General features: G+C 58.6%; 18 protein-coding genes and 1 pseudogene. 8 read left to right on the top strand and 11 right to left on the bottom strand.

Annotated features, from left to right (window positions below; translation table 11 throughout):
* Positions 1-22: 22 nt before the first annotated feature.
* Positions 23-1,117, bottom strand: coding sequence for a hypothetical protein (locus tag SO139_RS25585; protein ID WP_498540791.1), 1,095 nt, complete (start codon positions 1,115-1,117; stop codon positions 23-25).
* Between the two features lie 393 nt (positions 1,118-1,510).
* Between SO139_RS25585 and SO139_RS25580 the strand changes: the two are divergent.
* From SO139_RS25580 to SO139_RS25570, 3 genes and pseudogenes are all read left to right on the top strand, one after another.
* Positions 1,511-1,645, top strand: a pseudogene (locus SO139_RS25580) (type II toxin-antitoxin system MqsA family antitoxin); the annotation flags it as partial.
* A 168-nt stretch (positions 1,646-1,813) separates the two neighbouring features.
* The gene (locus SO139_RS25575; RefSeq protein ID WP_498540806.1) at positions 1,814-5,542 is read left to right on the top strand and encodes a hypothetical protein; all 3,729 of its coding nucleotides are present in this window, start codon (positions 1,814-1,816) and stop codon (positions 5,540-5,542) included.
* Between the two features lie 154 nt (positions 5,543-5,696).
* On the top strand, positions 5,697-6,737 hold the full coding sequence (locus tag SO139_RS25570; protein ID WP_498540790.1) for a hypothetical protein: 1,041 nt from the start codon (positions 5,697-5,699) through the stop codon (positions 6,735-6,737).
* A 98-nt stretch (positions 6,738-6,835) separates the two neighbouring features.
* On the opposite strand, the gene SO139_RS25565 is transcribed toward SO139_RS25570, so the two are convergent.
* Positions 6,836-7,714, bottom strand: coding sequence for a hypothetical protein (locus SO139_RS25565; RefSeq protein ID WP_498540789.1), 879 nt, complete (start codon positions 7,712-7,714; stop codon positions 6,836-6,838).
* Positions 7,715-7,740: 26 nt separating this feature from the next.
* Entirely contained in the window at positions 7,741-9,030 is a 1,290-nt protein-coding gene (locus SO139_RS25560) for a hypothetical protein (protein WP_498540788.1), read from the bottom strand.
* Positions 9,031-9,429: 399 nt separating this feature from the next.
* Here SO139_RS25560 and SO139_RS25555 point away from each other — a divergent pair, with 399 nt between their 5' ends.
* A complete protein-coding gene (locus SO139_RS25555) occupies positions 9,430-10,533 on the top strand; it encodes a hypothetical protein (protein ID WP_498540787.1) in 1,104 nt (367 codons plus the stop codon).
* Between the two features lie 55 nt (positions 10,534-10,588).
* Here SO139_RS25555 and SO139_RS25550 read toward each other — a convergent pair whose 3' ends face one another.
* The 4 genes from SO139_RS25550 to SO139_RS25535 all read right to left on the bottom strand — a co-directional run bounded on the left by SO139_RS25550 (position 10,589) and on the right by SO139_RS25535 (position 17,163).
* Positions 10,589-13,012 carry an AAA family ATPase gene (locus SO139_RS25550; RefSeq protein WP_498540786.1) on the bottom strand — a complete coding sequence of 808 codons (2,424 nt, stop codon included), beginning with the start codon at positions 13,010-13,012 and terminating at the stop codon, positions 10,589-10,591.
* Complete coding sequence (locus SO139_RS25545) at positions 13,009-13,584, bottom strand: hypothetical protein (protein ID WP_498540785.1); 576 nt, start codon at positions 13,582-13,584, stop codon at positions 13,009-13,011. The genes SO139_RS25550 and SO139_RS25545 overlap by 4 nt, the downstream gene beginning before the upstream one ends.
* Position 13,585: 1 nt before the next feature.
* Entirely contained in the window at positions 13,586-15,304 is a 1,719-nt protein-coding gene (locus SO139_RS25540) for an SIR2 family protein (RefSeq protein ID WP_498540784.1), read from the bottom strand.
* A 260-nt stretch (positions 15,305-15,564) separates the two neighbouring features.
* Complete coding sequence (locus SO139_RS25535; RefSeq protein ID WP_498540783.1) at positions 15,565-17,163, bottom strand: hypothetical protein; 1,599 nt, start codon at positions 17,161-17,163, stop codon at positions 15,565-15,567.
* A gap of 391 nt (positions 17,164-17,554) precedes the next feature.
* Here SO139_RS25535 and SO139_RS25530 point away from each other — a divergent pair, with 391 nt between their 5' ends.
* Positions 17,555-18,922, top strand: a complete 1,368-nt coding sequence (locus SO139_RS25530; protein ID WP_498540782.1) for a hypothetical protein — start codon at positions 17,555-17,557, stop codon at positions 18,920-18,922.
* A 24-nt stretch (positions 18,923-18,946) separates the two neighbouring features.
* Here SO139_RS25530 and SO139_RS25525 read toward each other — a convergent pair whose 3' ends face one another.
* The 4 genes from SO139_RS25525 to SO139_RS25510 form a co-directional block, all read right to left on the bottom strand.
* Positions 18,947-19,201: a hypothetical protein gene (locus SO139_RS25525; protein ID WP_498540781.1), complete on the bottom strand. Its 255-nt coding sequence runs from the start codon at positions 19,199-19,201 to the stop codon at positions 18,947-18,949.
* Positions 19,202-19,338: 137 nt separating this feature from the next.
* A complete protein-coding gene (locus tag SO139_RS25520; RefSeq protein WP_498540780.1) occupies positions 19,339-20,031 on the bottom strand; it encodes a hypothetical protein in 693 nt (230 codons plus the stop codon).
* Complete coding sequence (locus tag SO139_RS25515; protein WP_498540779.1) at positions 20,032-20,694, bottom strand: SOS response-associated peptidase; 663 nt, start codon at positions 20,692-20,694, stop codon at positions 20,032-20,034.
* Positions 20,695-20,723: 29 nt separating this feature from the next.
* Complete coding sequence (locus SO139_RS25510) at positions 20,724-22,274, bottom strand: hypothetical protein (RefSeq protein WP_498540778.1); 1,551 nt, start codon at positions 22,272-22,274, stop codon at positions 20,724-20,726.
* On the opposite strand from SO139_RS25510, the gene SO139_RS25505 reads away from it, so the two are divergent.
* The 3 genes from SO139_RS25505 to SO139_RS25495 all read left to right on the top strand — a co-directional run bounded on the left by SO139_RS25505 (position 22,251) and on the right by SO139_RS25495 (position 24,880).
* Positions 22,251-22,928, top strand: a complete 678-nt coding sequence (locus SO139_RS25505) for a hypothetical protein (RefSeq protein ID WP_498540777.1) — start codon at positions 22,251-22,253, stop codon at positions 22,926-22,928. The two genes, SO139_RS25510 and SO139_RS25505, sit on opposite strands and share 24 nt — an antisense overlap.
* 11 nt (positions 22,929-22,939) lie before the next feature.
* Complete coding sequence (locus SO139_RS25500; RefSeq protein ID WP_498540776.1) at positions 22,940-23,464, top strand: thermonuclease family protein; 525 nt, start codon at positions 22,940-22,942, stop codon at positions 23,462-23,464.
* A 132-nt stretch (positions 23,465-23,596) separates the two neighbouring features.
* Positions 23,597-24,880 (top strand): VRR-NUC domain-containing protein, encoded by a 1,284-nt coding sequence (locus SO139_RS25495; protein ID WP_498540775.1) that lies wholly within the window; start codon positions 23,597-23,599, stop codon positions 24,878-24,880.
* Positions 24,881-25,199: the final 319 nt, after the last annotated feature.

Genomic DNA, 25,199 nt, shown 5'->3' with positions numbered 1-25,199 from the left:
GCGGCGAGCGAGACCAGCGAGATCAAGCGCCGCCTTCGGGCTTGGCTTCCAGCTGCGCTTTCTCGATCATGGCGCGGGAGACGACTTTCTCAGGATCGCGCTCCCGATAGCGCGTTGCAAAGTCCTCGTCGCTAAGCTCGCCGTCGCCATAGTCAGCATAGTCAAGATGATGCCAGCCACCCTGGCTGAGATCCATGCCGTATAAAGGCCCGATAAATCCGCTCCGGGGAATGATATAAGCACGCACGAACGGGACGTCCTCAAAGGCTCGCTTCACGAACTGCGCGCCGGGTGTGTTGTCGATGTACCATGGCTGGAGGCCGAAGTAACCGAACTGCTTAGCGATAATGGCATTCAGTCGTTGGAGCGCCGCAAGCGCATCTTCGCGCAAGGAATGGTAAGTGTCCGGATCGAAATGGATGGATCGGTTCCTAAGCTCGCCGAGCATCAGAAATTCCGAGCCGACACCATCGATCAAAACCTTCCAGTCCGTCAGAACGGTGATGACGAACGTCCAATTGTCGAAAGACTCCTTGCGATACACCTTGCGGTAATGCTCGGAGGATTTGAAGCTGTCACGCAGATCCAGCACGAGATGATTCAGGATGCGCTCCCCGAGTGCGCAAGCGGCGACCAAGGCCGGGTAATAAAGGCCGGCGACAAAAGACCGACGGGCCTGCTCGTGGAACTGATTGTGATAGGCGAGCAGAGACATCGATTTCGAGCCAAGGTCCGTCACATTTTTGACGACGCTTTCGATGTCTGTCGAGCCGTATCGCTGCTCGAGCCGCTTGACGGTTTGGGCCCGGTTCTCTCGATGGTTTTGTTTGACCAGCTCGTCCCAATGCTCCTGGGCTTCGGCGAGGTTCAAGGGCGTTGAGTCAAAATCAAATGAAAAGGGATGATAGCGACGATACCCACGATCGGCGAGATCCGCATGGGCGCCATGGTCGTAGATCCCGCGGGTCAAATCGGCGATTGTCTTGCGCATCGCCCATAGTATGTCGGCGCTCTCGCATAAGGACAGCGCATTAGCTGGCGAGCCGCTTTGTGGATGCTCGAGCTGGGCGGTTTCCTTGTGCGGATGGGTATGCGGTCGCGCGATCCGGGTGCGCATGTGGGCCACGGCGCCGCAGACAGTGTATGACCTCATGCCCGCGGAGATCGGCACCATGACGCAAGAGACGCCTTTTGCGCGCGTGCGGGGTGGCCAACTGCCGGACGCGAGCGGACCGCGCGTCTCGGACAGAGCCGCTTCCAGCGTCGAACGAGCCGATGCGATCGCAATGCGATCGACAGAGGCTCGTTACGCTGAGGCGCATCGGTGCGGCTCGTTATCTCGGGCCGGCTGGACAGCTAGCCCATCGATTCGAACAATCGATTCAGAAGGTGAAACATAAAAAGTGCGTAATATCAATATGTTATAAGATAAGCTTGTTTTGACCGAATTAATCCGTTAAGTGACCATAATGGTACATTTCACAATCAAAGAGACCATTATGGTGCTGGAATGACCGACAGTAAGCCGGCCGAACTGACACCGGGCGACATCCGTCGCATCCGAGAGAAAATCGGCTTGTCGCAGGTTGAAGCCGGCGAACTCCTTGGTGGTGGCCCGCGCGCCTTTACGAAATACGAATCCGGCACCATCAAGCCCACGACGGCAACGGCGAATATCCTGCGCCTGCTCGACGCCAATCCGTCTGCCATCATCACGCTGTCCGGCGGTAAAGTCGCGCCGATGGAGTCGGACAGCACGGGACCGTTCGAGGTCACCGGCAAGCACATTGCGGCGCTCAGCCCAAGAAAGTTCATGCTGCTGATGCGCCGACTTCTGGACGGTGAGGCGCTGAGCGGCAACCTGCCGATGGATGGCATCCACGTCGCCGCCAACATCACCGCGGCCGACGGCGGCGAGGATGCCCGCATCGAGTGGCAGAACGGACCCGAACGAACGACGTTCTTGCCGAGCCGCATCTCGCAGTTCCAGTTGAAAGCCGGGTCGATTTCGCCGGCGGAAGCCGGCGCCGACGTGGTGACGCCGGGTGGCGAGGTCAAGTCGATGGTGCGCGACGCCTTGGAGAAGGGCGGCACATACATCATGGCGTGCGGTCACTCGTACGAGAACAAGCTTGTCAAGGCGCGCGCCGAAAGCATTCGCAAAGCCCTCGCAAAAGCGGGCCTCAAGGTCAGGCCTGATCAGGTTCAGTTCCGCGATGCCGACCAACTCGCATCATGGGTCAACATTCTGCCGCCCGTTGCGGCCTGGGTGCTCGAACAGACGCAACCCGGCCTGGTCGGGCCGTTCAAGGACTGGACGCACTGGGCAGGTCGCTTCGACGGCACGCCCTGGATCCCCGACCCGCGGTTGCCTCCTTTCCGGGAGAAGCTTCGTGCGTTGGTCGGTAAACCGCGTGGCGTCGCGCGCGTCGTCGGTCTGTCCGGCGTCGGCAAGTCGCGACTGACACATGAAGCTCTCGGACCGACCGACGAGGAAGAAGCGTCCGGCGTTCAGCTATCGGACCTTGTTCTATACTCGGTGGAATCCGAGGCCGGACCGGTGGCGATCAAGAGTATCGTGCAGAGCCTTGTGGACTCCGGTTTCCGTGCGATCGTGGTCGTTGATCGCTGTCCGCTTGAATCCCACCACGATCTTGTCGCCATGGTGAAGCGTTCTGGCAGTCGCGTGTCGCTCATCACCATCGACCACGACGTTCCCCCGTCGGTTCAGGGTGACGATGAGTTGCTGATGGTCGAGCCGGCGAGCGATGCCGTCGTGGAAGGGATGATCAAGCAGATTGCCCCTGAGTTGCCGAGTGAAGATCATCGCCGGCTCCTGAAGTTTGCACGCGGCTTTCCGCAGATGGCAACCTTGCTCGGCCAGGCGTGGCTCAGCGACATGCCTATCGCGGCGGCCACGGATGACGAGCTTATCGATCGGATTCTCCTTGGCCGAAGGCCGACCGACCCGGCATTGCTGAAGGATGCGGGAATGCTCCTGGGTGCGTTCCGGCTTCTCGGCACCGCCGGCGAGTTGAACGATCTTGCGCAGGCAGCAGGGTTTACGCGTGGCCGGTCTGTCGACGATCTCCGTGCCGCATTCGCCGATCTGCAGCGGCGCGGGGTGGTGCAGCAGCACGGGCGCCTTGTCAGCCTGCAACCCAAGCCGCTCGCACTGGCACTTGCCGAGCGGCAATGGCGTCAATGGGGACAGGCGACGTGGGACAACATCCTCGCTGGCAATCTTCCGGAGCGGCTTCGGCAGAATGCCGCATGGCAGCTTGCCCTGCTGAACACCGGCGCTGTTGCGCCGCAGGTCGCGCGCCACCTGATGCGTTTTGAGGGCCCGTTTGCTTCGCTGGATGCGCTTGGTCAGGAAGGAGCGGGCGACGTCGTCAGCGCCTTGGCGGAGATTGATGCCGACGCGGTCGTCACGCTGCTCGAACACATACTGAACCCGCTCTCGATCAAGGAACTCATAGGTGTTCGCGGCGACCTGCGGCGCGGCCTTGTTCGTGCGCTTGAGAAGATCGCTTTTATCGACACGACATTCGAGCGTGCCGCGCTATTGTTGCTCAAGCTTGCCGTCGCCGAGAACGAGCAGTGGGCCAACAACTCCGTTGGTCAGTTCAAGGCATTGTTCCCGGTATTCGGCGGCAATACGGTTGCGTCGGCCGCGCCCCGCCTGCGCCTGCTGGATGAGTTATTGCAAAGGGATGACCCCCAGGAAATGCCGATTGTGATCGATGCGCTGCTGGAAGCGTCCAGCATGCAATCGCATGCGAGCTTCATGGGTCCCGAAACGCATGGCAGCCGTCCCCAACTGGTTCCCTGGCAACCGAAATACTGGAAGGACGCCTGGGACTACGTGATTGCCTGCGTCGATCGGCTGGTCGCGATCGGCTTGCGCGACGATGCTCTCGGTGCGCATGCGCGCAACGGCATCGCGCACGAATTTCGCTCCTACGTGGACGGCGGCTTGATCGACCACGTCGAGAAGTGGGTGGCCCAGGTTCAAGCGGTTCATCCGTACTGGCCCGCCGCCCTGAACGTGCTGGGAGATGTGCTTCAGTTCGACTTGGAGGGACTCAAGGACGACGAAGAGGCGCGAGTCCGCAAGCTCATCGCCGATCTCTCCCCGCAAGATATCGCCAGCCGCATCCGCCTGCTCGTCACCGAGATGCCCTGGGATTATCCCGCCGACGCGAAGCTCGAGTTTCACGAGCGGGAAAAGTACCAGGCCGACACCGTGCGCGCCTTGGCCAAGGAGGCGCTTGGGCAACCGGAGACGTTGCGGGCCTCGCTCGAGGCTTTGTCCCGGGATGAGCAGCGCATGTCGGTCGCCTTTGGCAAGGCCATCGCCGAGCTTGCGGATGCCCCCCTGTCTTGGGAAGAGCCGATCAAGCGGGCCTATGCCGCAACCGCCGAAGGCAACCGGAACTATGGGCTGGTCACCGGGTACTATTCGGGCCTCGCAGCGCAGCATCCCGCTGCGGTCGCCGCCTACAAGAATGAGGCTATCGCCTCGACCATCTTCGCGCCTACGCTGCCGTTCTTGTGTCTGTTGCTGGGCATTACGGCAGATGATGTGCGGCTGGTATGCGTGGGCCTGAAATCGGGCACGCTGCCGCCGAGCGCGATGTCGCATTGGGGCATGGGCGGGGTGTTCGCCAAGCTCGACGCAGCCTCCGCAGCGCCATTGTTCAACCAGCTTCTGAACATGGACAGCGTGGCCTATTCGGTGGCGCTCGACGTCATGGGCATGTTCGTCCACGGCAACCGCGACCGGCTTGAGGAATTGCGGCCCCAGATCATGCTGGCGGTTGAGCATGTTGGTAAGCGGCCGAAGCGCCGCGGCTCGCAGATGAGCGCGCATCACTTCGAGCACGTGGTGGCCTGGCTCCTCAAGAAGGGGCGGGACGATGCCGATGCGCGCGTGGCAGCCGGGAAGCTGGCGAACTACCTTGCGGCTAGCCCGGACGGGGACGCGGCCAAGATGATCAAGCCGTTGCTGCCCATCATGTTCAAAAACTTCTCCTCCATCGTATGGCCGGTGTTCGGTAACGCGATTATCCGGGACCGAGCCACGGCATGGCGCATAGAACACGCAATCGGGGATGGCTTTTCGTTCGCCGATACCAAGCAGCCGGCGGTCTTGCATGTGCCCGAGGATATCCTGTTCTCGTGGGCGCACGCCAATCCCGAGGGGGGACCTGCGTTCCTTGCGCGCACGTTGCCGGTCCTGAACTCGCGTGCGCCAGGTGCCGAACGAAGCTTCCATCCGCTGATGATGCGACTCCTGAACGAATTCGGTGATCGCGACGACGTGCGGCGCTACGTCGTGCAGAATATGCACACGTTCGGCTGGTCCGGATCACTAACCACCTATTTTGCGCTTTACGAAGAGCCGCTGCGGTCGCTGTTCGAGCACCCGATCGGGGCTTTACGGCGCTGGGCGACGGTCGCGCACACGCAAATGCGCAAGCAGGTAGAGTCCGCTAAGCGCGATGATGACGAGCAGGACGCTCAATGGAACGCATGACCGTGCCGCCGGGAAACGGGCACATTCGCAACATCAATCGGCCGTGCCGGCCGAACTCGCGGGCGCGGAATCCGGGTATGAAGCAGTTCACCGCCACTAAGGGATTTCAAAGGGCTGACAACCTCGCGCAAGTCTACCGCGCTATGACGCTCTTATGAACGATTCGATCCTGCCGGAGAAAGAGCAGCCTGGAGCGCCTGAGGCGGATCTGCCGCCGCCGAGCGCGCCCGAGAATATTTCCATAAGCTTGCGGGGGTTCGACACCGAGGATCATGCCCGCGCCTTTGGCAATATGCTCGCGACCTATGTACGGGAGCTTAGTCGCCACATCGATCTCAGCGCGTTGGATGGGGTCACGGTGGCGTTCGATTACGCCCATGCGCTGCTTGACCTCGATCGCGGCTATGAAACGTCCCATAGACTGACGCCATCCGAGGGTATCGTGTACGGAGTAGCCATGACGCCTTCCGTCATGCGTGACGGCCGCGTCAAAAGCCTTATGGTTTTTCATGCAGGCGTCCTGCTTGCGCTTGAAGACGAGACACACGAACTCTATGGCCAAGCGCTTCATATGCTCGCACACGAATGCGCACATGTCGAAGTAACGGAGCGTTTCAACACAGCCTTCCCGGGCATGCTTTTGCAAACCAAGGTCGGGGTGCATGAGCGCTACCGCTGGGACATCATCAAGGCGTGCTGGGATGAATATGCGGTGACGCAAATTTGCGCACCCTTTGGGCGCCGTCCGACCGAAGATTATGAGGAGACGTTCATCACCGCTCTTAACGAGACCCGGCAGCGCGCGAATGATCTCATCAAAGCCTATCGCTTGCACGGGGACCATGGCCGGATCACGGGCGAGGTGTATGGCGCCTACGGGGAGCTGATGAAGTTTGCGGCTTATCATTTGGGGAACATGGTGGGGCTAGGCTTGACGCTTGAGGATCTGCCCAAGACCAAGGCCGCACTCGAAGGACATTGGTTCGCCCCATACTTTGAGAAGCTGAAAGAGGCCTGTGCCGCGATCGCCGCGCATTACGGATCGTGGACAGATCGCGGTGCGTTCGAGGCGCTGGGGGATCTGGCGGACGAGATCGTCGTCGAGGGGGGCGTCATTGTTTATGGCGACCGCGAAGACGGCGGGTTTGCCGTGAAAGTCCCGTTCACGCCAGAAACCATGCCGGACATGTCCTAGCTGGCCTGGCCGTAGTTCTCAGCGAGGCTGCTCTGCACGCGGCAAGCTCGGACCTCGACTGCCGCGCAGGTAATAAAAGCGCGTTTCAATCAGAGGCGCTAAGGTGGAAAACTGTATATTCGCTCCCGCAACATCCCGCCGTATGCGGGAACGTAATATTCCGAGGGCGACCACTGCGGGGAGGCCTTTAGTCGGAAGAATGCCCGCGCTGCCGCATCGCCCGTGAGCGCAAAGTCCCAGCCATACTGCGCACACAGCATGATAAAGAAGGCGGTTAAGGCTTCGAACGCATTATCAAGCGAGGCTTGAGGGAAATTGCTGTCTCGATTGTGCTTTACGTCATTATATGCGCCATACCATGGCAGATCCTTCGTTCCGTGTTGCCAGCCGGCAAAAGGACGGCGTTCAGGCGTCCAAGGGTAGTACGGAAACTCGACCGCATACTCGGTCAATTTCATTGCCGCGCAAAGTTTGACGTAGTGCGTCGTATTGTCGGCGCGCGCATTGTGGGCTCCGAGAATTGCCTTCCATTGTGATTCCAATTCCGTGCAGGCGAGGATGAGCACGTTCCGGATCTCGTGCCCGTAAGCCTTGAAGTTCGTCTCTCCCCTCGGGTGAACAACGCGGCATATCTGTTCGAGTTGCTGGATGAGAGCGTGAAGCTGTCCGCTTGCGCTTGCGCGATGGCCCAGCGCCTCAACACTATGATCGCGGTTTCGTCCTTGGCTTTCGCCCAAGATCGGCCGCGCCATGCCGGGATAGTATTCGCCCGGTTCAAGTTCGAGTTCATCAAACGTGGTACCGGGATTGCTGAATCGTAGGGTTTCGAGGGCCGTTCTACCCAGCATGGCCGGAAATCGGTTGTGATCCGAGTCCGTAACGTCGATGCGCTTGGCCATGGTGTCACCAATCTCCCACACCCCGAGAACCTGGTTTGGCTCGAAGCCATGGTTGCTGACATGAATGTAGTAGCGCAATGTATCCCTCGCCGAAGGCTGTTGCGTTAGTCTCCGATGGCTTTGCCGATACGATGCAATTCGACTCTCAAGTACATTTCATCATCTAGGGTAATGATGCGCGCGTGGGCAACTGAAATCCGAATGGGAAACAAGCGGAAGAATGATTCTTGCACGCTTTCGCGGCGATTGAAGATCGGCGCGAAGACCCGCTTCCAGTTGTCGTTACGTTCGATGATTTTGATGTAGTCCGTGAAATCCGCATAAGCTATCAATGGCTCGTCTTCGCCGCCCCGTGCTAGGGCCGCTTGCTTTGCGTTCTTCCAACTATCAAGCATGCCTGGCGGCGTTTGGTGCTTGATCCAATCCACGCCGAATTCTGCGGTCATCATCCGGTCAATGAACGCGCGCAGCCGTCGTTCAAAGCGCTGCAGTCGGTCATGGGCGCGATTGGTGCGAACAAGACCTGTCTCTTCATCGTTTGAGGCGTTGGAATATTCTCCAGCATCAAGGCCTGCGAGGGCGATGGTTTCGTCGAAAGCTTCGGCGGTGAACTCGGTCAGGTCCGGATTAAAGCCGCGCGCGACATAGAATTCCGAGCGCGCTACCGCGTTGGCGAAGATCGACGGAGGGAACGTGGGTACGTCACGCCAATCGCCGAGCGAGCGACGTAGCGCATCTGAAAGCGCTGTGTCGAAGGGCGCGAAAATTCTCAAGCCGTGACCGATCGCCTGTATCTCGGCGAATGCTCGCGCGGACTGCGCGACGCGATCATTTAAGAGCCATGGCGAATGCATGGACTTCATTGCGGTCGCGAGATCGCGGCCTGCTGCTGCATCCGCAAGGTGAGCAGCTAAGGGGTCTGCTGCGAGCGCGGCCTTCGTGAGCCTGTCCATCTCGTCATGGAACGGCATGCGGAAACGGTCGGCATATCCGGCATAGGCGCCTTTCATACTCAAGATATCCGCGTGCACCGATGCATGGTCACCCGCGGCGCTAAATTTGCGCAGATCGTCCAGAGGGCCCGCGAGCAGCTTGAGATGATCGCCAGCATCGGCAGCGAGAGCGCCTATTCCGGCGATATCCAGATTAGGGGTTCCTATAAGCCGGGCAGTGTCGATGAGAGCAGCAACTTTGGCAGCATCCACTAGTGCCCGGTCAATGGCCCCCAACCCGGCGATCTGGCGGCTTACGCGGTCAATCTCCGAAAGCCGGTCCTGCATGTTGATTGCATCAAGAAGACTCCGATGCTGCTCCAGCGGGTCAGCAACGCCGGCGGCGCGCTGCAGGGCTGCGTTGTCGGCCAACATCCGTTTCATGTAGTCATCAATGCTCATCGCATACATCCACAAAGTTATGCGCCGAGAGACCGATACGGTTCGTGTGTGCCCCCTCGCGCTGATGTGTACCTTTAGTAAAGTCTTAATCGTTCGAATGGAATCATGGCGAGTTCAATCGTGCTGATGAATGGCACGGGACGAGTGACGAATTCTTCGTCCCATATTGCCGACCTGATAGAGCAGAAGCTCTCGCCGACGAAAACTTGCCGGCGCAATCTGGCCGGTTCGCCTCGAATGGCAAAAACCAACTTCGTCTGCGCACAACGTAGTTGTGAACAGCTGGGATAGGCTCGGTCGCCCGTTGCGACTCAGTGTCCGGCCGACCTACATTAGAACAAATCGGCAACCAAGTCGAAGCCACTCAGGGAGGATCGCGTATAATGCAAAGGAGTTCGAATGTCGGAAGAGATCGACATCCCGGCTTCGGCCTGGGAGATCAAGGCAATCTTTCCTGCGCGGCCCGATGATGACATCATCGCGGAAATCAAAGCTTACGTAAAAGCGTTCGGCACTCCGTATCTATGGAGAGGCCACACTCACGCGCCGCCGCCCAAGGATGGGCCGGTTGTTTATCTGGACGAGATTCATCTGCCGTCGTCGCATTGCGGCGATCTGAACCGTCACAAATGGTCTCCCTGCCCGATCTGTTCGCCACGCCATCCCAAGTTTTACAAGGCTGGAATGATTGCGTGGTTTCCGGATGAGCAAGCGATCAGGATCATCGGACCAGAGTGTTTTGCTTCGTTCAATCTGGAAGGCCACTCGACGGCCTATGCCGCATTCCGTCGTGAGCAAGAGGAGAGGCGAACCCAAGCGTTTCTACTTTCTCACTTAGGGCAAGTGGGCGAAGCCATCGCGGTGATCGAACACAACACGGAGGCCATAAAGGAGATCGACCGGGTACGCGAAATCATCGCGCGACGCATCCCAATCGTGATCGATTTCGATCTTTGGCATCATATTCGAGCAGACCAGCGACTGCGGACCGAAAGCGAGCGCCGTACCGTTTCAAAAGATCGCTATGGCGAGGAACGGGAGGTCGTCGTTCGGGAAAGCAACGTATATGGTCCGATGATCGGTCATATCATGCTGGAGCCGAAGGCAAAACCAATCCAGGATCGCCTCAGCATCTGCAAGACGCGCCTGCGAATGGTCGACTTCGGTGAGAAATATGCAGAGCATCTGGCAACGCTTCCATCGGAAGAGAAGCGAAAGATGGCGAAGTTCTTGCTGAAGGAGGTCAGGAAGGCGCATGACCTCTTGGCTGAGGCAGCGGAAGTGAAGCGTTTTCTTTCCGTAGAGAACGTGGCCACTCTTCGCGGCTGGGGCAAGCACGAAGGCTGCCCGACAAGGCTGTACATGGCATTCGCGCCGGATGGCCGCCAATTACGGCTCGGCCGGACCGACGAGCAGTATCAGACCATGACAGTGCGGCCGCCGTTTTGGGACAGCTTGCGCCAAGTCCCGATACTGTCCGCGCAACGGAGTGCGGCAGAGTAGGGTTGTTTCAGTAGGCGCCAAGCGGAGCGCTTGGCTATGCGCGGGGGCCATAAAATCAGGCTGCGATCGCATTATCAGGTTCGTAGATGTGCGTTTGCCACTTGTGAGTCGTGGTCCCATCGGCGCTCCGCCCGAGCTCCAATGTGACGAGGCGATCGTTCGGAAAAGCCGGGCTCAGTTCGAGTGCCAGATAGTCGAACAGAGCCCGTTCATGAACGGCCAGAATGATTTGCCTATCATGTGCCTTCGAAAGAGTACGAAGGAGTACGGCGAATTGGGCGATGTGAAGCTCGTCCATGCTCTGGACCGGATCATCGATAATGAGCCAGGGCAACTGAAGCTTTGCCGTCAGGTGAAGGGACAAGAAGAGCGTGAGTGCTGCGGTATTGAGATTGCCGGCGCTGAGCATCGCCCGCGGATTGCCGCCCTTTCCACCCGATCGGTAGACTGTCTCCAGCGTCGCCTCGACTGGGCCAGGACCCGGCGGTAGCGCAAAGGCGGGCACGAACGTCTCTTCGGGCGCAAGGCGCACGAAGAGGTCGCGCCATATCGAGTTGAGGGAATCATTGAAGACGCGTCTGACGATATTGGTTCGAACCTCTGAAGCTTTCTGAGCCAATCCGCGCGCGCCGTGTATGACTTGTTCTGCGTTCTCTTTTGCTTTGACGAGCTCTGCGAGCCTCTTTCGCTTCTCGTCGGTATCCTGGTTGAAGCGGGTGAGATGGTCGCGTGAGTGCTGGTATTCGATCGCCAACTCTAGTACGGCTTTGCGAGCGGACTGGGACGCAACTAATCGTGCTTCTTCCTTGGACCGTTCATCATTCATCGCTGCAAGAGCGCTGCCAATCGCGACAGCAGGGTCAACCGTTATACTAAGGTCCTTCCCGATTGCTGTTACTGTTTGCTGCAGGTTGGTGAGCCGTTGATCTCGGCTCCTCAATTGATCGAGCCGCGAAGCGGTCGCGTTGACTTGCGCAAGCAAATTCATGCCGCGCGTGGTCTCCGCCTCAATATTGGTGAGCTGCGCGACCAATTCACCCAGTCGCGCTTGCCGGTTCTTGAGTTCGTTACGGGTATCGTCAGAAATCAGACGCGCAGTGAGCTGTGCTCGTTCCCGCTCCAGAGGGGCGCTAGCACCCGCAGCGCTCGCCTTTTCCTTCGATAGTGCCTCAAGACGGCCTGCGCTCTCCGTCAATGATGCGATGCGGGCTGAGACGTGGTCACTCAACGGTGCTCGGGACACCTCACTAAAATCGCGTCCGCAGACGGGGCAATCGTCACTATGAATGTGCGGAAGGATCTCGGCCAGGCTTTGCGCAAGTTGAGCGGTGTCCGCGCTGATGTTTTGAATTTGCTGATCGAGCAAACGAACACGCGCCGCACTGCGCTCGAGCTCTTGCGCGATCACGGCAATGCGCGCTGTAGAATTCTGATCGTCGCTCAGCACGCTCGTGCATCGAGCCAGCTCCTTTTCTGCGGTCCGCAGTGCCGTTGTCCGGGCCAGATCTGGGTTCGTCGATGCAGGGAGCTTGGCGTCGGGAAATATCGTCGCAACCTCCGCAATGAGGGTTGCGATGGTCGCGCCGGGACCAGCTTGCCATTCGTTCAATTGTGTTTGCGCGCTGTGGGCATCCTTTTCGCTTTTCTCGCGGTTTTCCGTGATCGGGTTGTTAGCGATGGATTGCCAATCGGCAAGAGCGGCGTCGATGTCGCGGCGAATGCGGGCGAGAGACGATAGGCGAGCTTCTTCCGGCGCCTTTCGCAAATCAGCGATGATCTCTGCCAAATTGGCAAGCTCGATCGATGACTGGAGTACCTCCCCGGCACGTTTTCGGAGCGTTTCTCCCGCGTCCCGGAGCGAGGTCTGTAGCTGTGCCCCCTCCGAAGTCAATTCGTAAAGTTTCTTCTCCAAGGCCTCAATATCGGTTCGCAGCCCTTGAAACTCAGGCACAGGTCCACGCAGGCGACTGATATTCCCGGCGGTATGTAAGCCATCGATCAAACCATCCAGACGATCGAGCCCAAGCAAATCCTTCACAAACTGAGTAAGGGGTGAGTCCGACCTTCGAGCGTCCTTATGCTGATAGATCTCGAGCAATCGCCCTAGAGCCGATTGTGCCAGATAGCATCGCTCACTGAAGAAGCCAGCGAGGTGGCCGTCGAGGGTCGGCTTCCCTCGAATCTCCGTCTCGTCGACCTCCAGCGAAACAGGAGAGACGTCAAATCCGGTTGTTTCGAGCTTGACCGTCGCGCGCTTGGCTTGTTTGTGAACCAGGTGCTTCAGATATTCCGGCTCGACGCGTGCCAACGACGGAATGCCGCCAGTAAGAGCCAGCTCGATGCCCGACAGAACACTGGTTTTTCCTGCTCCGTTGGGGCCGTGAATCAGGACAACCGGGGCGTCCAGAGACGTGTAGACGGTTCCACGGACGCTTCGAAAATCCGTGAGCGATATCGAGGTGAGCCGCCTGCGGGTCATGGGGCGGCCTCGCTGTCGGCGATGGTCGCGGCAATCTTTTGATGTAGGAGGGCCTCGACAGTGTCTTTCCCTCCAGCGGAAGCAGCCACGAGTTCGGTGAGAAGGGCGTCGTCGTTGGCAACCGCACGTTGGAGCTCAAGCATAGGTTCGGCGATCGTGTCGACACCTTGCGGAATGTTGAGGGGTGTCAGGACGGCGAGCCAATTCCTTATTGTCGCGTCGGCTTCCGCTGGCTCGCTGCTACCCACAGGCAAAACACGGCATATCTTGGAAATGGCATCCAGCGCGGACGCCGACGGGCGAGGTCCCGCCAATACCGCCGTCAGGGGCCGTCGCGATTTGACGGTGTCGAGCGCCCGCGCGATGGCTTCCAACTTGCTCCGGGTGCGCTCTTCGGGATCCGAGACAGTATCCGCAACAATGATCAGATCGGGCTGCGTCCCAGTTCCGACCAGCGCAGCCGTAACCGCAAATTTCATTCCGGCGATTTCAAGCGGACTGGGCAGGCGTCGATATCCGGCCTGCTCCAAGAAGGCAGAAATCGCGTCGACAGGTGTCGTCAGTGCTATCATATCATATGCCCGCTGCCTTTCGGAATCCGTCGAAGAGCTCGTTGGCGTTCGCTGCGCTATCCAGTAACTCGGTCACGCTTACATCGCGCCGGCCAGGGCGCCCGAGCCTGCCCCGTGTCGCGCGAGGAGATCGCGGCATCGCCGGAAGCACTTGCTGGCTATGTACGACAATCACGTCGTCGTCCGGGCCAACGTGACCGTTTACACCCAGCCGTATCGCCGCCTGCGCGTTCGATGCGAAGACCAGTTTTAGATTATTCGTCGCGGTGATGATGCGCAAGGCGCCTTGCTCTGGGGCAGGCAAGGCCGCCGGCTGCAAAGCCCAATTGCCATCGCGTTGCCCGAGACCGAGAAGTGAAAGACCAACGGCGAATTCGCGTAGTCCGGCGGTGGCAATCATGGGATCGGTGGCCGTCGCCTGAATCGGCCTCGACGTAATTGGCAAATAGGGTAGGTCAGGGGCTGTAGCCTCGCCTGTGTGGTAGAGTGCCATGACGCGATTGGCGTGCGCTACGATCATCCGGACGAACGTGACGGCCCCGGCGTCGGGATGAGATCCAAGCGCGTTGCGCAAATGCTTCAAACCTTCCTTGATCGCGACGCTGCCCGGGATTCCAAGCCCTCCCGGAGCGAGGTCGACCAGGCGGCAGAGTTTCGCGCAGAGAACATGAAGCACGAGTGCGGTGAGCAGTGGCTTGGCGTAGGCGCGGATCAACGCGGATTGGTAGATGGCATCCCGATTGGCCGGCGTAAAACTCCCCCGATACACGTTCCTGAGCAGCGCTCGCTGATCGACGCCGAGCCTGTCTTCGGAGAACGCATAGGCGGGGGGACGCGACGGCCAAGGCCATCCCATCCGGTTTTCTGCAGCCGTGAACACCGTTTGAATGTTAGAATCCTGAGCAGAAAGCCCGATCATCAACGTCTCGTGACTTACCGCAAGATCCACAAGACGTGCCACCATCGGTGCGTTCTCTTGATCGTCGCGCCAGGCATTGATCTGAGACAATCGCGCGATGATACGATGGCGGAAGTTTGCTTCGTCGTCGCGGGCACGGATGGCACAGCCGTGAAACTTATACAGGAAGGCTTGCCGCTGCGGCTGACGAAGGTCCGCACCGGTGACACACACCACGAGCGCATCAGATCCGGGAGACAGTTCGCCGACGGCTTTCTCGATAAGGCCATCCCAGTTTGCGCTGGCGATCCTTGAGGCGATTCCCTCAAGCACGAGGAGGCCGATGCAGAGGTGCTCAGTGTCCGGCTCGGAAGCTGGATTTGCAAAAGCATTGGGAAGGTCGGCGCCTGTCCAGAGAATGTAGTCGTCGGGCTCGCCCGCGACGCCGATCTCGAGGAAGCGCGCATAATTTGAAGCCAATCGTTGAACGATCGCGTCGATGTTGGGCCAGTTCGTAACCGGTTGATGCACGTCGATTGTGCCGCACTCGGCAGCGGTGAGGCCGGCGGTGCTCAGTATCTCGATGATGGCCGCCCGGAAACGGCAGTTTGCGTCGGCCACCACGATCTGGCCTTGCAGATGTTCGAGCGCATTCCGGATAAGCAGCTTCAGGCCCGGGATGCGTCCCAGCGATATTCCGGACCCCAGCCAGAATGCGTAGCGATCTTCAGCGACACCTGAAGCCATCTCCGCGAAGGCGCCGTCGAGGAGTTCAAGCGTTTCGCGAACAGTGATACTGGCAGCATGGGGAGCACCGGACATTTAACGCCTTTGGTCGGGTCGAAATAATACATAAGTCAACGCTCGGCACGGTAGCAACATCGACCCCTTCCAATCAAAGCGTTTGCAGCATCAGTCGATCTTATTGTAGGCCAGTTCCTAACGGCAAGGCTATTAACATATTGAATAAGCATGACTTTCGTCGAATTCAAGTGATCCAGCCAAACGGGCCTTAAGCCGCCAGTCCGCAAGCCGAGGGGCGGAGCGAGCAATGAGCGTAAGCGGCTTCAAAGTGAACTGGATTAGCCGAGGCCGTCTATTGTGCTCTCGTCATCGCTACCGCTGCCGGTAGTCTGCGCCAGAAGCCATTTGGCAAGATCCATGGATTCCGCGGCATTCTCGATGCGGTGAAGGACGCGGAGATCGTCGGCAAATTCGTCAAGGAGCTTTTTCTCCGTGTTGCCCCAGCGACGCCCGCGTTCGAACCTGCCGGCAAAATCGCGTACGAGGGCGCGAAAGGCGTGGAAGGCTCCCATCGCAGCCGCATAGGACTCATTCGCGATCGCGCGTTGCCGTCCCGTTTCAAAATCGATCTCGTGTGTGCGGTGGGGCTGGCTGCTGAGAATGGAAGCGCGGCGGTCCCCGCAACCGAGATAGGGATCCCGAATTGATTGGTCCTTCTGCATGAGCGTGATGCTGATGCCCGCGCAGTCTGCGCACACGGAAATCTGTGAGATGTCCCGCACGAAGATATCGTTCCGGAAGTCCGGGAACAGGCTTTGCCGGTTGGCGATAATCAGATCATCCCGCTCCAGCGTACATTCGTAAAGCGATCGAACGCCCCCCGACCACTTTCCGCTCTTGCTCTTGCGCATGAGCTGCCGTTTGCTCCGCTCGCAGATCGGGCAAGTCCAGTCGGATGAAATGGCCAACCAGCGTTTCGATGAAACAGGATCAACATAGGCAGCGTATTCTTCGTCTGTCGGTGCGACCGCCGGGCGGCCCGCCTGATCAATCGGTACAAGTGTTGCGGAATCGCGGCGCGTCGAGCGCGCTAGGAATTCGTTACAAAGAGTCCAGATCATCTGCGCTCGTTCTGTGTTCCTTGTAGCCCGTTCGAACGTCCGCATGAGAAGAGAATAGGCGTCGAAGGCGCCGTTCATAAGTCTGGCGCCTGCCATGCCTTGTTGGTCACGCGCCAAGCGACCATGAACGAGATGGCCAAGAAGCTCGTCGAGCAGAGATAGGCGAGCCCGAAAGTTCCCCCGTTCCGCTTCCCAGGCGGAATAAGCCTTTTCATAATCGATTTCATGATCCTTGCTGGAAGCCGGGAGAACAAATGTGCCGATTTCCTGCGCGGTGAAACTGAAGCGTGAGTCGATCTCATCCCGAAAGCGCGTCTTGACCTTGCCGTCGGCTGAGTTGCACTCGGAACAGACGAGGCTCACGCCGAAGCGTGATGTCAATTCACGGATGTAGTCGAGAATGGTGATGGACGATCCGGGGCGCGTCTCAAGCCAGTCCTTGCCAAACAGCTCCCGTACGCGGGGCCAGACGCAATCACGCATATGGTCGTGGTGCAGCTCCAATTTGGCAAGCAGGATTCCCCGTTTTGAGAGCCGGAAGATATCGTCCTTGTGGCGGCGGCACGCCGGGCAAATCCAGTATTGAGCGCACAGCGCCCAGTTTTCATTCAGATCGAGGCCCTTGGCTTCAAGGCGTTGCACAGCGCGTTTGGTCTGGTCGCTCCATCGCCCATCCCAACGACCGAAGTGAAGCTGCATCTCCTCATCGGATAAGCGCGAGGGTCGCCAAAACAGGAGGCTTGCAAACCACGCTTTTGCATCCGGATCAAAGCTGGAGAATGGAACGTCGCCATCTGCATCGAATATCTCGTCCATGCGGGTCTTCCTAACGGCGCGCGATGGTACAGATCAACATGTAACTTCAGATACGGCGTAGAAGTCGGAACGCTGCTTAGGCGCGGCTAACCGAAAGAAGCAGCCGCCAAGAAATCGCCGGCGCGGCAGCACCGCAAATCAGCCTGATCGCATTGCCAGGCCGAGTGGGGGAAGCGCTTCGAGTGCGGAACTCGATGACGCGCTCGCAATCCAGACGAAGCGCATTTTCTTTCTGATCGAAAAGCCGATCCTTTCCCAAGGCTTAGCGGATCTACCGCACGCGCCATTCGCGTTCTCAACTCCCCACGATTCGCTTTGATTGTTTGTGCGGCGGGAATCGCGTATCGTGCGACTTGGATGGCTGGCTCTACTCGATCAAGGAGATTCGAGGGTGGATCAGTGTGCGGCCACACAGCAGGTGTCTTCCGGTGCGGGCGAACCGCAACCGGGTAAAGATCTGATCCAGGAATCCCACCAGAGTCCATCCGGTCGTGGCTGGAAACAATTGCTACTCTCGCCGTTCAGGCTTCCGCGCCTGCGCCGTCTTGGCCGTTCATTTCGCATTCTAACTCCCATCACCGTCGGGACTGCGGTTCTGGTCGGTGCGGCCGTGCTCTGGGTGCCGTTAGGGCTGCTCGATTCCGCCGGACAGCGCACCCTGCATCGTGCGTCCGTTCATCCGGATCGCACCGCTCTGAACACGCACCAGCTTCGGGCCTTCACGACGCCAAAAGAGCTTGTCTATCGAGACGTCAACGGTCGCCTGCACAGGATACTTGTGGACGAGACCGAGCTAAATCGTTTCGTCAGCGATACGCTCATCTTTCTCGACACTGAGCGGGACAAGATCAAAACCGAAACGCAGCGCGAGGTCGATGAGCTCCTAAAGACAGCTTTTTCGGACGGACAAGCATGTATCACGCGTTACGCGGATTGGTATTTTCAGTGGGGACGCTCCTTGGTGTTCCTGAAAGAAAGCCTCGTGGGTGGCATGGAGGGACTCTCCTTCAGCAATGTCCGGACTGTTTCGGAATCGGCCCAGAACACGTTGGAATCTTATCTGATCCGAAATTACGAGCAGTACGTCCTCAAGCCTGAATTGCGCAATCCAGTCATTGAGGCCGGGGTCTCGCAGATTCTTGCCAGGGCACACGCTCGCTATCTCGAAACGCTAACCACGATCGATGACCGCGTTCAGTTGTTCTTGGGCCAGTACACCCGGCATCTCGAAGTGATTGATCCGCTTAAGAAGCTGGATGTCTCGGTGGACTGGGACGCGCAAAAATGGAAAGCCCCCCGCTATTCGGCCGATAGTGTCGCATTCGCGTCCGCCTTCCAGGGTATGGCGGTTTCTACACTTGTCGCGAAAACCTTTGGTCCGTCAATCGAGCGCGCGGTCGCGCAAATTTTTCTTTCGGTGGCTGCCCGGGTTGTTGCCAGTCTCCAGCTCGAAATTTACGGCACTATTGGTGGCACCATTATAGAACCAGGCGGCGGGAGTTTGGTCGGCTGGTTTGCTGGCGCGGGCACCGCGGTCGTACTCGATTACGTTTCCAACTGGCAGCGGGAGCGCTTTGGTCGCGCCGAGTTTGAGCAGGCCAGCGCAAGCGCACTACGGGCCACGATCGGAGAATTGTCGCGAGCGCTGCAACGCGATCTGCTTCAAGCTGTCGACGTGTGGTTTGATGATACACGCGCAATCGTCGCCGAGCAGAAGCTCGGTAGTAAGTCCAGTGCGGAAGTCGTGAGGAGTTGGTGAAAAGCCAGCTGGATCCGGCAAACCTCACGGGCATTCGGGGCAAGTATCCCCAATCGAGTCCAGAACGTCGGTAATGGCAGAGGCCGCGTCGTCAGGTGAGAGGCCGGGCGGTGGATCCAGGCGAACCATTTCGTATGCGCGCTGCCGCGCGTGCGGGTCTCCACGGTCCTGCATCCAGCCATGATGTTCGCACTCGCGGATAGCGCCAGCCTCTTCCAGCACTGCGATCGCCCATCCACCTAACGTCTGGACCGGACGCCGTTCGTTGGCCGTCAGCATCGAGGGCCGCTCCTGTTAGGACGAATCCCTTATCCCTGTTAAAGGTTCCGGCCGGCCATCACAGGGCGGGATCCGGAGTTCGCGGGCTGACGTTCTGTCTACGTGTTCTGTCGTTACATTGAGCGATCGATTGCGTTTCAAAGCTTCGCAATATGGGCGAACGCGTGATCGTCGACGACATAGACGTTCGAGAAGATGCGACCCCAATATTCTGGTCCGAGTTGATTCAGGGCTGGTCTGACGACTTCCTCCATAGAAAAGTCGATGAGATCGAACGCGCATCCCCTCGCGAAGACGAGAAGATCGAGTCCTTGGCCCTCGTACGAAACGTTCGCTATTTTGGATTTGACCGCCGACACAATGCCAGCTCGCCATGTGACAAGATCTTCCGCAACGTCCCGGACAGTAGGTTCAGAAATCCGGCCGCCTCCGAAATAGAATCCGTTCGTCGCGCCGAATTCCTGCTCCTTCCGGTAGAGATGCCCGGCCCGATACTGTCCTTCCGAGCGTTCGTCGTAGGCCATCGTACATTGAACCTTCAGGGTTCTCGCGCCCGATGCGATCACGAAGTCGGCCGCGCCGGCCGGGGTCCAACGGAATGTGTCTTCGTCGACGAGACCCAAGCCATCCGCGAGCAATTTCAACGGCGACCATTCCTCGTTCCGGGTCTTTGCCCAATCGATCTGTTTGCGGTCCTGCAACCTCAGTCGCGACGAAAGAGCCTGGTCAGCCTGCCGTTCCGCGAGCAGCATCTTCTCGGCCGCGCGCAGCTCGCGGAACGTGTAAAGCCGATCGTGTGCCAGTGGATAAATAGACCTGTCCATGATCAATCACTCCGCTATCGTGTCCTCCTTGTCAGCGCCTCGCATGACCACCTTCAAGACGTCATCGGTAAGCGGGCGCTGCAGGGCCTTTGCCTCGTCCCATGATGCGCGCATCCAGACGTCGCGCTCCTCCGCGGTCGTCAGTATCACAGGCATCGCCTTCGGATGGATTGGTTCGACCACTGCATTCGGAGATGTGGTCAGGAATCCGTACACTAGATGGGGACCCGGGATCGGTTTGGACTTCGTGCCGCGATCGCCTTTAAATTCGGTCCACATACCGGCAAAGCAAAAAAGCGGGCGGTCGTCGCTGAGCGCAAACCACACGACGTCTTTCTTCTTTGTCTCGGGATTTGGTTCGGGAGCATACTCAGCAAAACTGTTTGCGGGTACGAGGCAGCGGTTCTCTGGCTTTAGCCACCCCCGCCAATGCGGTGACGACGTATTGCGAATGTTGGTGACGGGTGGGCCGCCCGTCCTGGGTGGGGGTGGCATGCCCCAGCGCATCATCACCATCTCTTCAGCGTCGCCGGCACTCCGGATGACCGGGGCCGGATAATCCGGAAATACACCAGGCATCGGCGCCAGATTGCCGACATAGCGATTCATGCGCCTGAACAAAGCGGCGATCGCCGCCTGATTGGTGGTGATGCTGTAGAGGTTGCACAAACTGGTAAGCCTTCGCGTTCTTCCCGAGTCTAAAGTTGTTGTGCGGAACGCTGCCGTCGGCGCCGAATATCGTATTTGATGGCCCTGGCGGCAAACGCAACCCGCCCCCTGAGCCGCTGCAAGCGGCGCCAGATAGGATACGATCGAAAGCGGCGCTTACTGTTGCGCGGTACGGGCGGCAGCCACGCCGCCGCCGGCCCGACATGGACATTGATACCGTACGCGAATTGCTGCTGATTGTAGGGCGCGCCACGGTACAAGATTGCAGCGCAGGTTTCCGCCAACTTCCGGTACACAGCATTATCGGTCGCGCATCCGGACAGAAGTGCGATCGTCATGCGCTCATCGCCGGCGGAAGCTACGACAGTTACGTATAACGCCTTTTCGTCTGGTTCTCCAACTTCAACGCTCCAGCCGGCATCGCGCAGCGGTCGAACCAGTTCGTTGATGCAGTCATCCGCTAGCAGCGCTCTTCGCAAGAGACCGCCGTCATCCGTCGGCATCACCGGAACCAGGCGCCCATGTTTTTGGAACCGTCGCTGCTCACGCCGCTTTAGCCCCATCTGCCCAAACCCGCGCGCCAGGGCTTGCTGCCAAAGCAGCTTGCTGTCCTCATCCATCATGGGAAAAATCAACGACACATTGTGCGTATCGTCATGCCAGGATTCAATCAGGGCCAAGGTCGCCAAGACAATGACCAGGCGCTCGAAATTGGATGATTGTTGCCAAAGGGAATGTGTGCCGTGTGCGAACATATGGCGATTCAACCATGTGCCGCCGTCATACTCGTCGGTCTTTCTGAAGAAGGAATTGTGCAGCCAGCGGCGGAACGTCTCAAACGCAAAGACGCGCTCGTCCTGGCCAAACAAATAGTCTTTGCTGAGATAATCCGCGGGCACCCACATTTTCTCAAAGTGAAGCTTTGCGGCTGTCGCGATGGCGCGGTCGACTACTCGGTCGACTTTCGTCGGGATCGAAACATCCTGTTCCGAAGGCGAAGCGATCCGGCTTAGGCTGCCTTCGATCGCCGGAATGAGTGCTGCAATGCTCGATGCACGATAGCCATTATAAAAGGCGAGGTACGCTTCCCGCGCCAAGGGACATAATTCACTGAGGCTCCGGGCTTGGGGCAAAATTTGCGCGATGCAAATTGCCTGAAACGGAAGCGTGTACAACGTTGAGGTGTGATAGTGAAACCACTGGAGAGCCTGCTGCCGCGAACTATGTCTTGCAGTGGCAAGAATTTTGGCGACGTCGCGATTGGAAATCCACAGCGGCGAAAACCACTCCATCTTCTCCCACAGCGCGGCATCGGCGTCCGCTAGCGCGCGCCGAGACGACCAATTCGGATCACCTTCCGCCGGAGTTTTCGGGAAACATGCCTTTGCGTCGCCGACGGTCAGTATGATTGCCGGGATCTTGGCAAAAGCTCCGACTTCGCGTTCCTCGATGCCGGTTACAACAAGTCCGCGCTCCCGAGCCCAATTCTCGATCAACTCGGGCGTCAGGGCAGCGAGCGATGGCGCGTTCAAGGCCCGGCGCCAAATACCCTGGAAGTGTTCACTGATATCGGAGGTCATACCGACGCCCTGCCTAGCGAATCTCGGACCTTGCATCCGGGGGCTGGCCGCGGTTCCCGATTGACCCGATCGGCCCATTGTTCTTACTTTGTTCTAATGGAGACAAGCCGCCATTTCAAGCCGCCCTGGACCGTCGTCCGGGAGAATTCCGAATGCTACGTGGTCAAGGACGCCAATGGCGTGACCCTCGCATGGGTCTATTGTCGTGACGATACGCAGCGCTACAGCTTCGGTGTCAGCAAGCTGTCGTCAGATGAAGCGCGCCGCATCGGCAAGGCGATTGCGCGAATCCCGGAATTCATGACGCCGCGCCAGGGCTTTTATCCGCGCGGTGGCGGTCCGCGTTGGCGTGCCGACCGGCCGTACCATGTCGCGCTGGAGGATCGCTATATCCGGGAGCACTGGGACGAGATCGACGCCCTTTGCAAGCTCAATAGCCTTCCTTTCAACTCGACCGGTGAAGTCATCGAGAATGGTGGCGTCTGGAGAGTCCACGAGTTTACCTGGCAGATGGATGCGATCCTGTTCTGGGCACGCTTCGAGGGACGCTGGCTGCGAGGAACGCAGTTTCATTTTCCGGAGTTGCCCGAGAATCTGCCGTCGCTCAAGCCGCTCACAAACTGGCCCAAATTCAATCCGCGAAATCTGCGCTGACTGCAAACCTCATGATCGAACGCATCGGAATATTTTTGCTTTTCGTTCTCCTGTCGGGCGGCGCCAAGGCCGACGATTTCCTAGGTCAAGCCAGCGTCGTCGATGGCGACACGCTGGAAATTCACGGCATGCGTATTCGGCTATGGGGCGTTGACGCGCCGGAAAGCAGCCAGCTCTGCCGTGGCGATGACAGCTTGCAGTACCGTTGCGGCGCGGAGGCGGCGAATGATCTCGACAGCTACATCGGCCGGCGTCCGGTCAACTGCGTTCCTCTCAACCTGGATCAATATGGGCGCACCGTTGCGACCTGTTCGGTCAGCGGCTCAGACCTCGGCGAATGGCTCGTCCGAAACGGGTTGGCATTGGACTGGCCGCAATACTCCAGGGGACGATATGACGCGGCCCAGCATGACGCCGAGCGCGCCGGCCGCGGAATTTGGAAAGGAAGCTATGTCGAGCCCTGGCGCTATCGCGCCTGCATCCGCGCGAACGGTAGGCCGTCCGCCTGCTCCGACGACGCCAACGCGCATCCTTGATTATTTTCCGTGGCTACTGCGCAAATAATGTCTCCTTTGGCGAGCCAACAAGTGGTGATTTTTTGACTAGTTACCACATTCAAGGCGCGGATATTAGCGTTTGGTCGGGGCTAAGCTAGATCGGAAAGCAGGATGACAATCGTTCAGGAGGATGATTCTCCACGACAAGGAAAACCACCGCGGGCAACGCGAGGGGCCACTTGTACCCACGCGACGGTCGAATGTCTCAATGCATATGAGCTGATCCGAAAATATCGTTGCATTACCTGCAAAGCGATCATGATGTGCGAATGCGACCGCGAATTCGGAACGCGGTTCCTGTCGCATCAACTTGATAGGGGAAGTGAACTCAAAACACAGAAGCGAATGCGTGTCACATTGGGTTTTCGGCCGAACATCTGTCGGGAGTGCCGCGGTCTACCTGCTGAGCCAGCGCCCCACGACGAAGGGTATGGTAGCACTTCCAAGGTCAAACGGTACTACTGGCGTGAGCTTTGGTTCGAAACCTGGCGATGCGAGGCAGACTGGAATGACGCCCATCCGGACGCAAGTGATGATGAACGGGCAGCCGCCCGAGCCCAGATCGAAAGCGAAGTCCTGCAATCCATTAAGGATCTTCACGCAACAAGTCCGAAATATGTCTTCAGCGAGCCGTCCCAAGCAGAGGTGCTGGAACGCTACCGCGTGGAGGTCGCAAACCTCAAAGCGCCCTACGTGATAGCGCCGCAGAGAGGAGCGGTGATTGCTACCCCGGACGGGGCCGTGTCGCCTGAGGCCTTTGCGACTGAGCACTTCAAAAAAATGGGTTGGTGGGTGATGCCTCTGGAAAGCCAGCCCTTCCATGCTCTTTTTGGCGTCATGATGTGGTCACTCATTCAAGATTTCAACGATCCGCTCCTGAAAATGGTTGGGTTTGCAGAGAAAAATGCGGTTGATGCAGGTGTTAAATCTGGTCTTGTCAACTCGTTTTTGCCCGACGATTTCGGTAGCGAAGGCTATGCTGAGCGCCGCAAGCGCGCCATCAACAAGCATTTTGCCGAGATCGCACATCATATTGAGGACACCGAAGATCTCTTGTGGCTATTCGATCACTGGCGTTCCTATAGCGAAGACTTTCGACAATATCTTTGGGCTCACCGCAGCAAAGACGTCGATCGGGCGCGGCGCCTTGTCGAACTGTTGCCGCCGCAGGTGCTTCTGACGATTCTGCGCTATCTTGTTAACGACTATTGGGGGCATTATCTCGGATGGCCCGATCTGTTCCTTTATCGTGACCGATCCTTTGAGTTCGTCGAAGTCAAATCATCAAGCGATAAGCTCAACGCAAAACAAAAGCGCTGGATCGCGGATAACAGTACGTTTCTTCACCTGCCGTTTCGGCTGGTTAAACTGCATCGAACGATGGCGAGACATTAAATCGCGTTCGGGAGTGCCGTATTCTTTGCGCCGCTTGACGTAGTGCGCGTGCGGCTGATGCCGCAGCAGGCTCTCGTGAACCGAGCCGCGTAGCGTCTCGGCCTTTCGGCTTCAATCCCTCGCGCAAAGATACCGAGCTCCTCGCCGGGGGTACTCGAGACATGGTCCCGCCGTCATGGAGCATGCCGGCGTCGCTATCACTGCCCCTGTCCCGGGTACCCTCTTAACCGGTCTCGTCGCTGCACTCGGTCCCGCGTGCCGCCTTCGGCGTCGCTATGCTCACGCTCCTGCGGGTGCCATCCTCCGTTGAGGCGATGCG

Source organism: Bradyrhizobium sp. UFLA05-89 (genome assembly GCF_059803475.1).
The sequence above is the reverse complement of the archived record's forward strand: the minus strand, read 5'-3'. Positions and strand labels throughout refer to the sequence as shown.

Excerpts from the sequence above, each read along its gene's own strand:
- SO139_RS25585 (WP_498540791.1), bottom strand. The coding sequence starts at position 1,117 with ATGCGCACCCGGATCGCGCGACCGCATACCCATCCGCACAAGGAAACC.
- SO139_RS25575 (WP_498540806.1), top strand. The coding sequence starts at position 1,814 with ATGCTGCTGATGCGCCGACTTCTGGACGGTGAGGCGCTGAGCGGCAAC.
- SO139_RS25570 (WP_498540790.1), top strand. The coding sequence starts at position 5,697 with ATGAACGATTCGATCCTGCCGGAGAAAGAGCAGCCTGGAGCGCCTGAG.
- SO139_RS25560 (WP_498540788.1), bottom strand. The coding sequence starts at position 9,030 with ATGAGCATTGATGACTACATGAAACGGATGTTGGCCGACAACGCAGCC.
- SO139_RS25555 (WP_498540787.1), top strand. The coding sequence starts at position 9,430 with ATGTCGGAAGAGATCGACATCCCGGCTTCGGCCTGGGAGATCAAGGCA.
- SO139_RS25550 (WP_498540786.1), bottom strand. The coding sequence starts at position 13,012 with ATGACCCGCAGGCGGCTCACCTCGATATCGCTCACGGATTTTCGAAGC.
- SO139_RS25545 (WP_498540785.1), bottom strand. The coding sequence starts at position 13,584 with ATGATAGCACTGACGACACCTGTCGACGCGATTTCTGCCTTCTTGGAG.
- SO139_RS25540 (WP_498540784.1), bottom strand. The coding sequence starts at position 15,304 with ATGTCCGGTGCTCCCCATGCTGCCAGTATCACTGTTCGCGAAACGCTT.
- SO139_RS25535 (WP_498540783.1), bottom strand. The coding sequence starts at position 17,163 with ATGGACGAGATATTCGATGCAGATGGCGACGTTCCATTCTCCAGCTTT.
- SO139_RS25525 (WP_498540781.1), bottom strand. The coding sequence starts at position 19,201 with ATGCTGACGGCCAACGAACGGCGTCCGGTCCAGACGTTAGGTGGATGG.
- SO139_RS25510 (WP_498540778.1), bottom strand. The coding sequence starts at position 22,274 with ATGACCTCCGATATCAGTGAACACTTCCAGGGTATTTGGCGCCGGGCC.
- SO139_RS25500 (WP_498540776.1), top strand. The coding sequence starts at position 22,940 with ATGATCGAACGCATCGGAATATTTTTGCTTTTCGTTCTCCTGTCGGGC.
- SO139_RS25495 (WP_498540775.1), top strand. The coding sequence starts at position 23,597 with ATGACAATCGTTCAGGAGGATGATTCTCCACGACAAGGAAAACCACCG.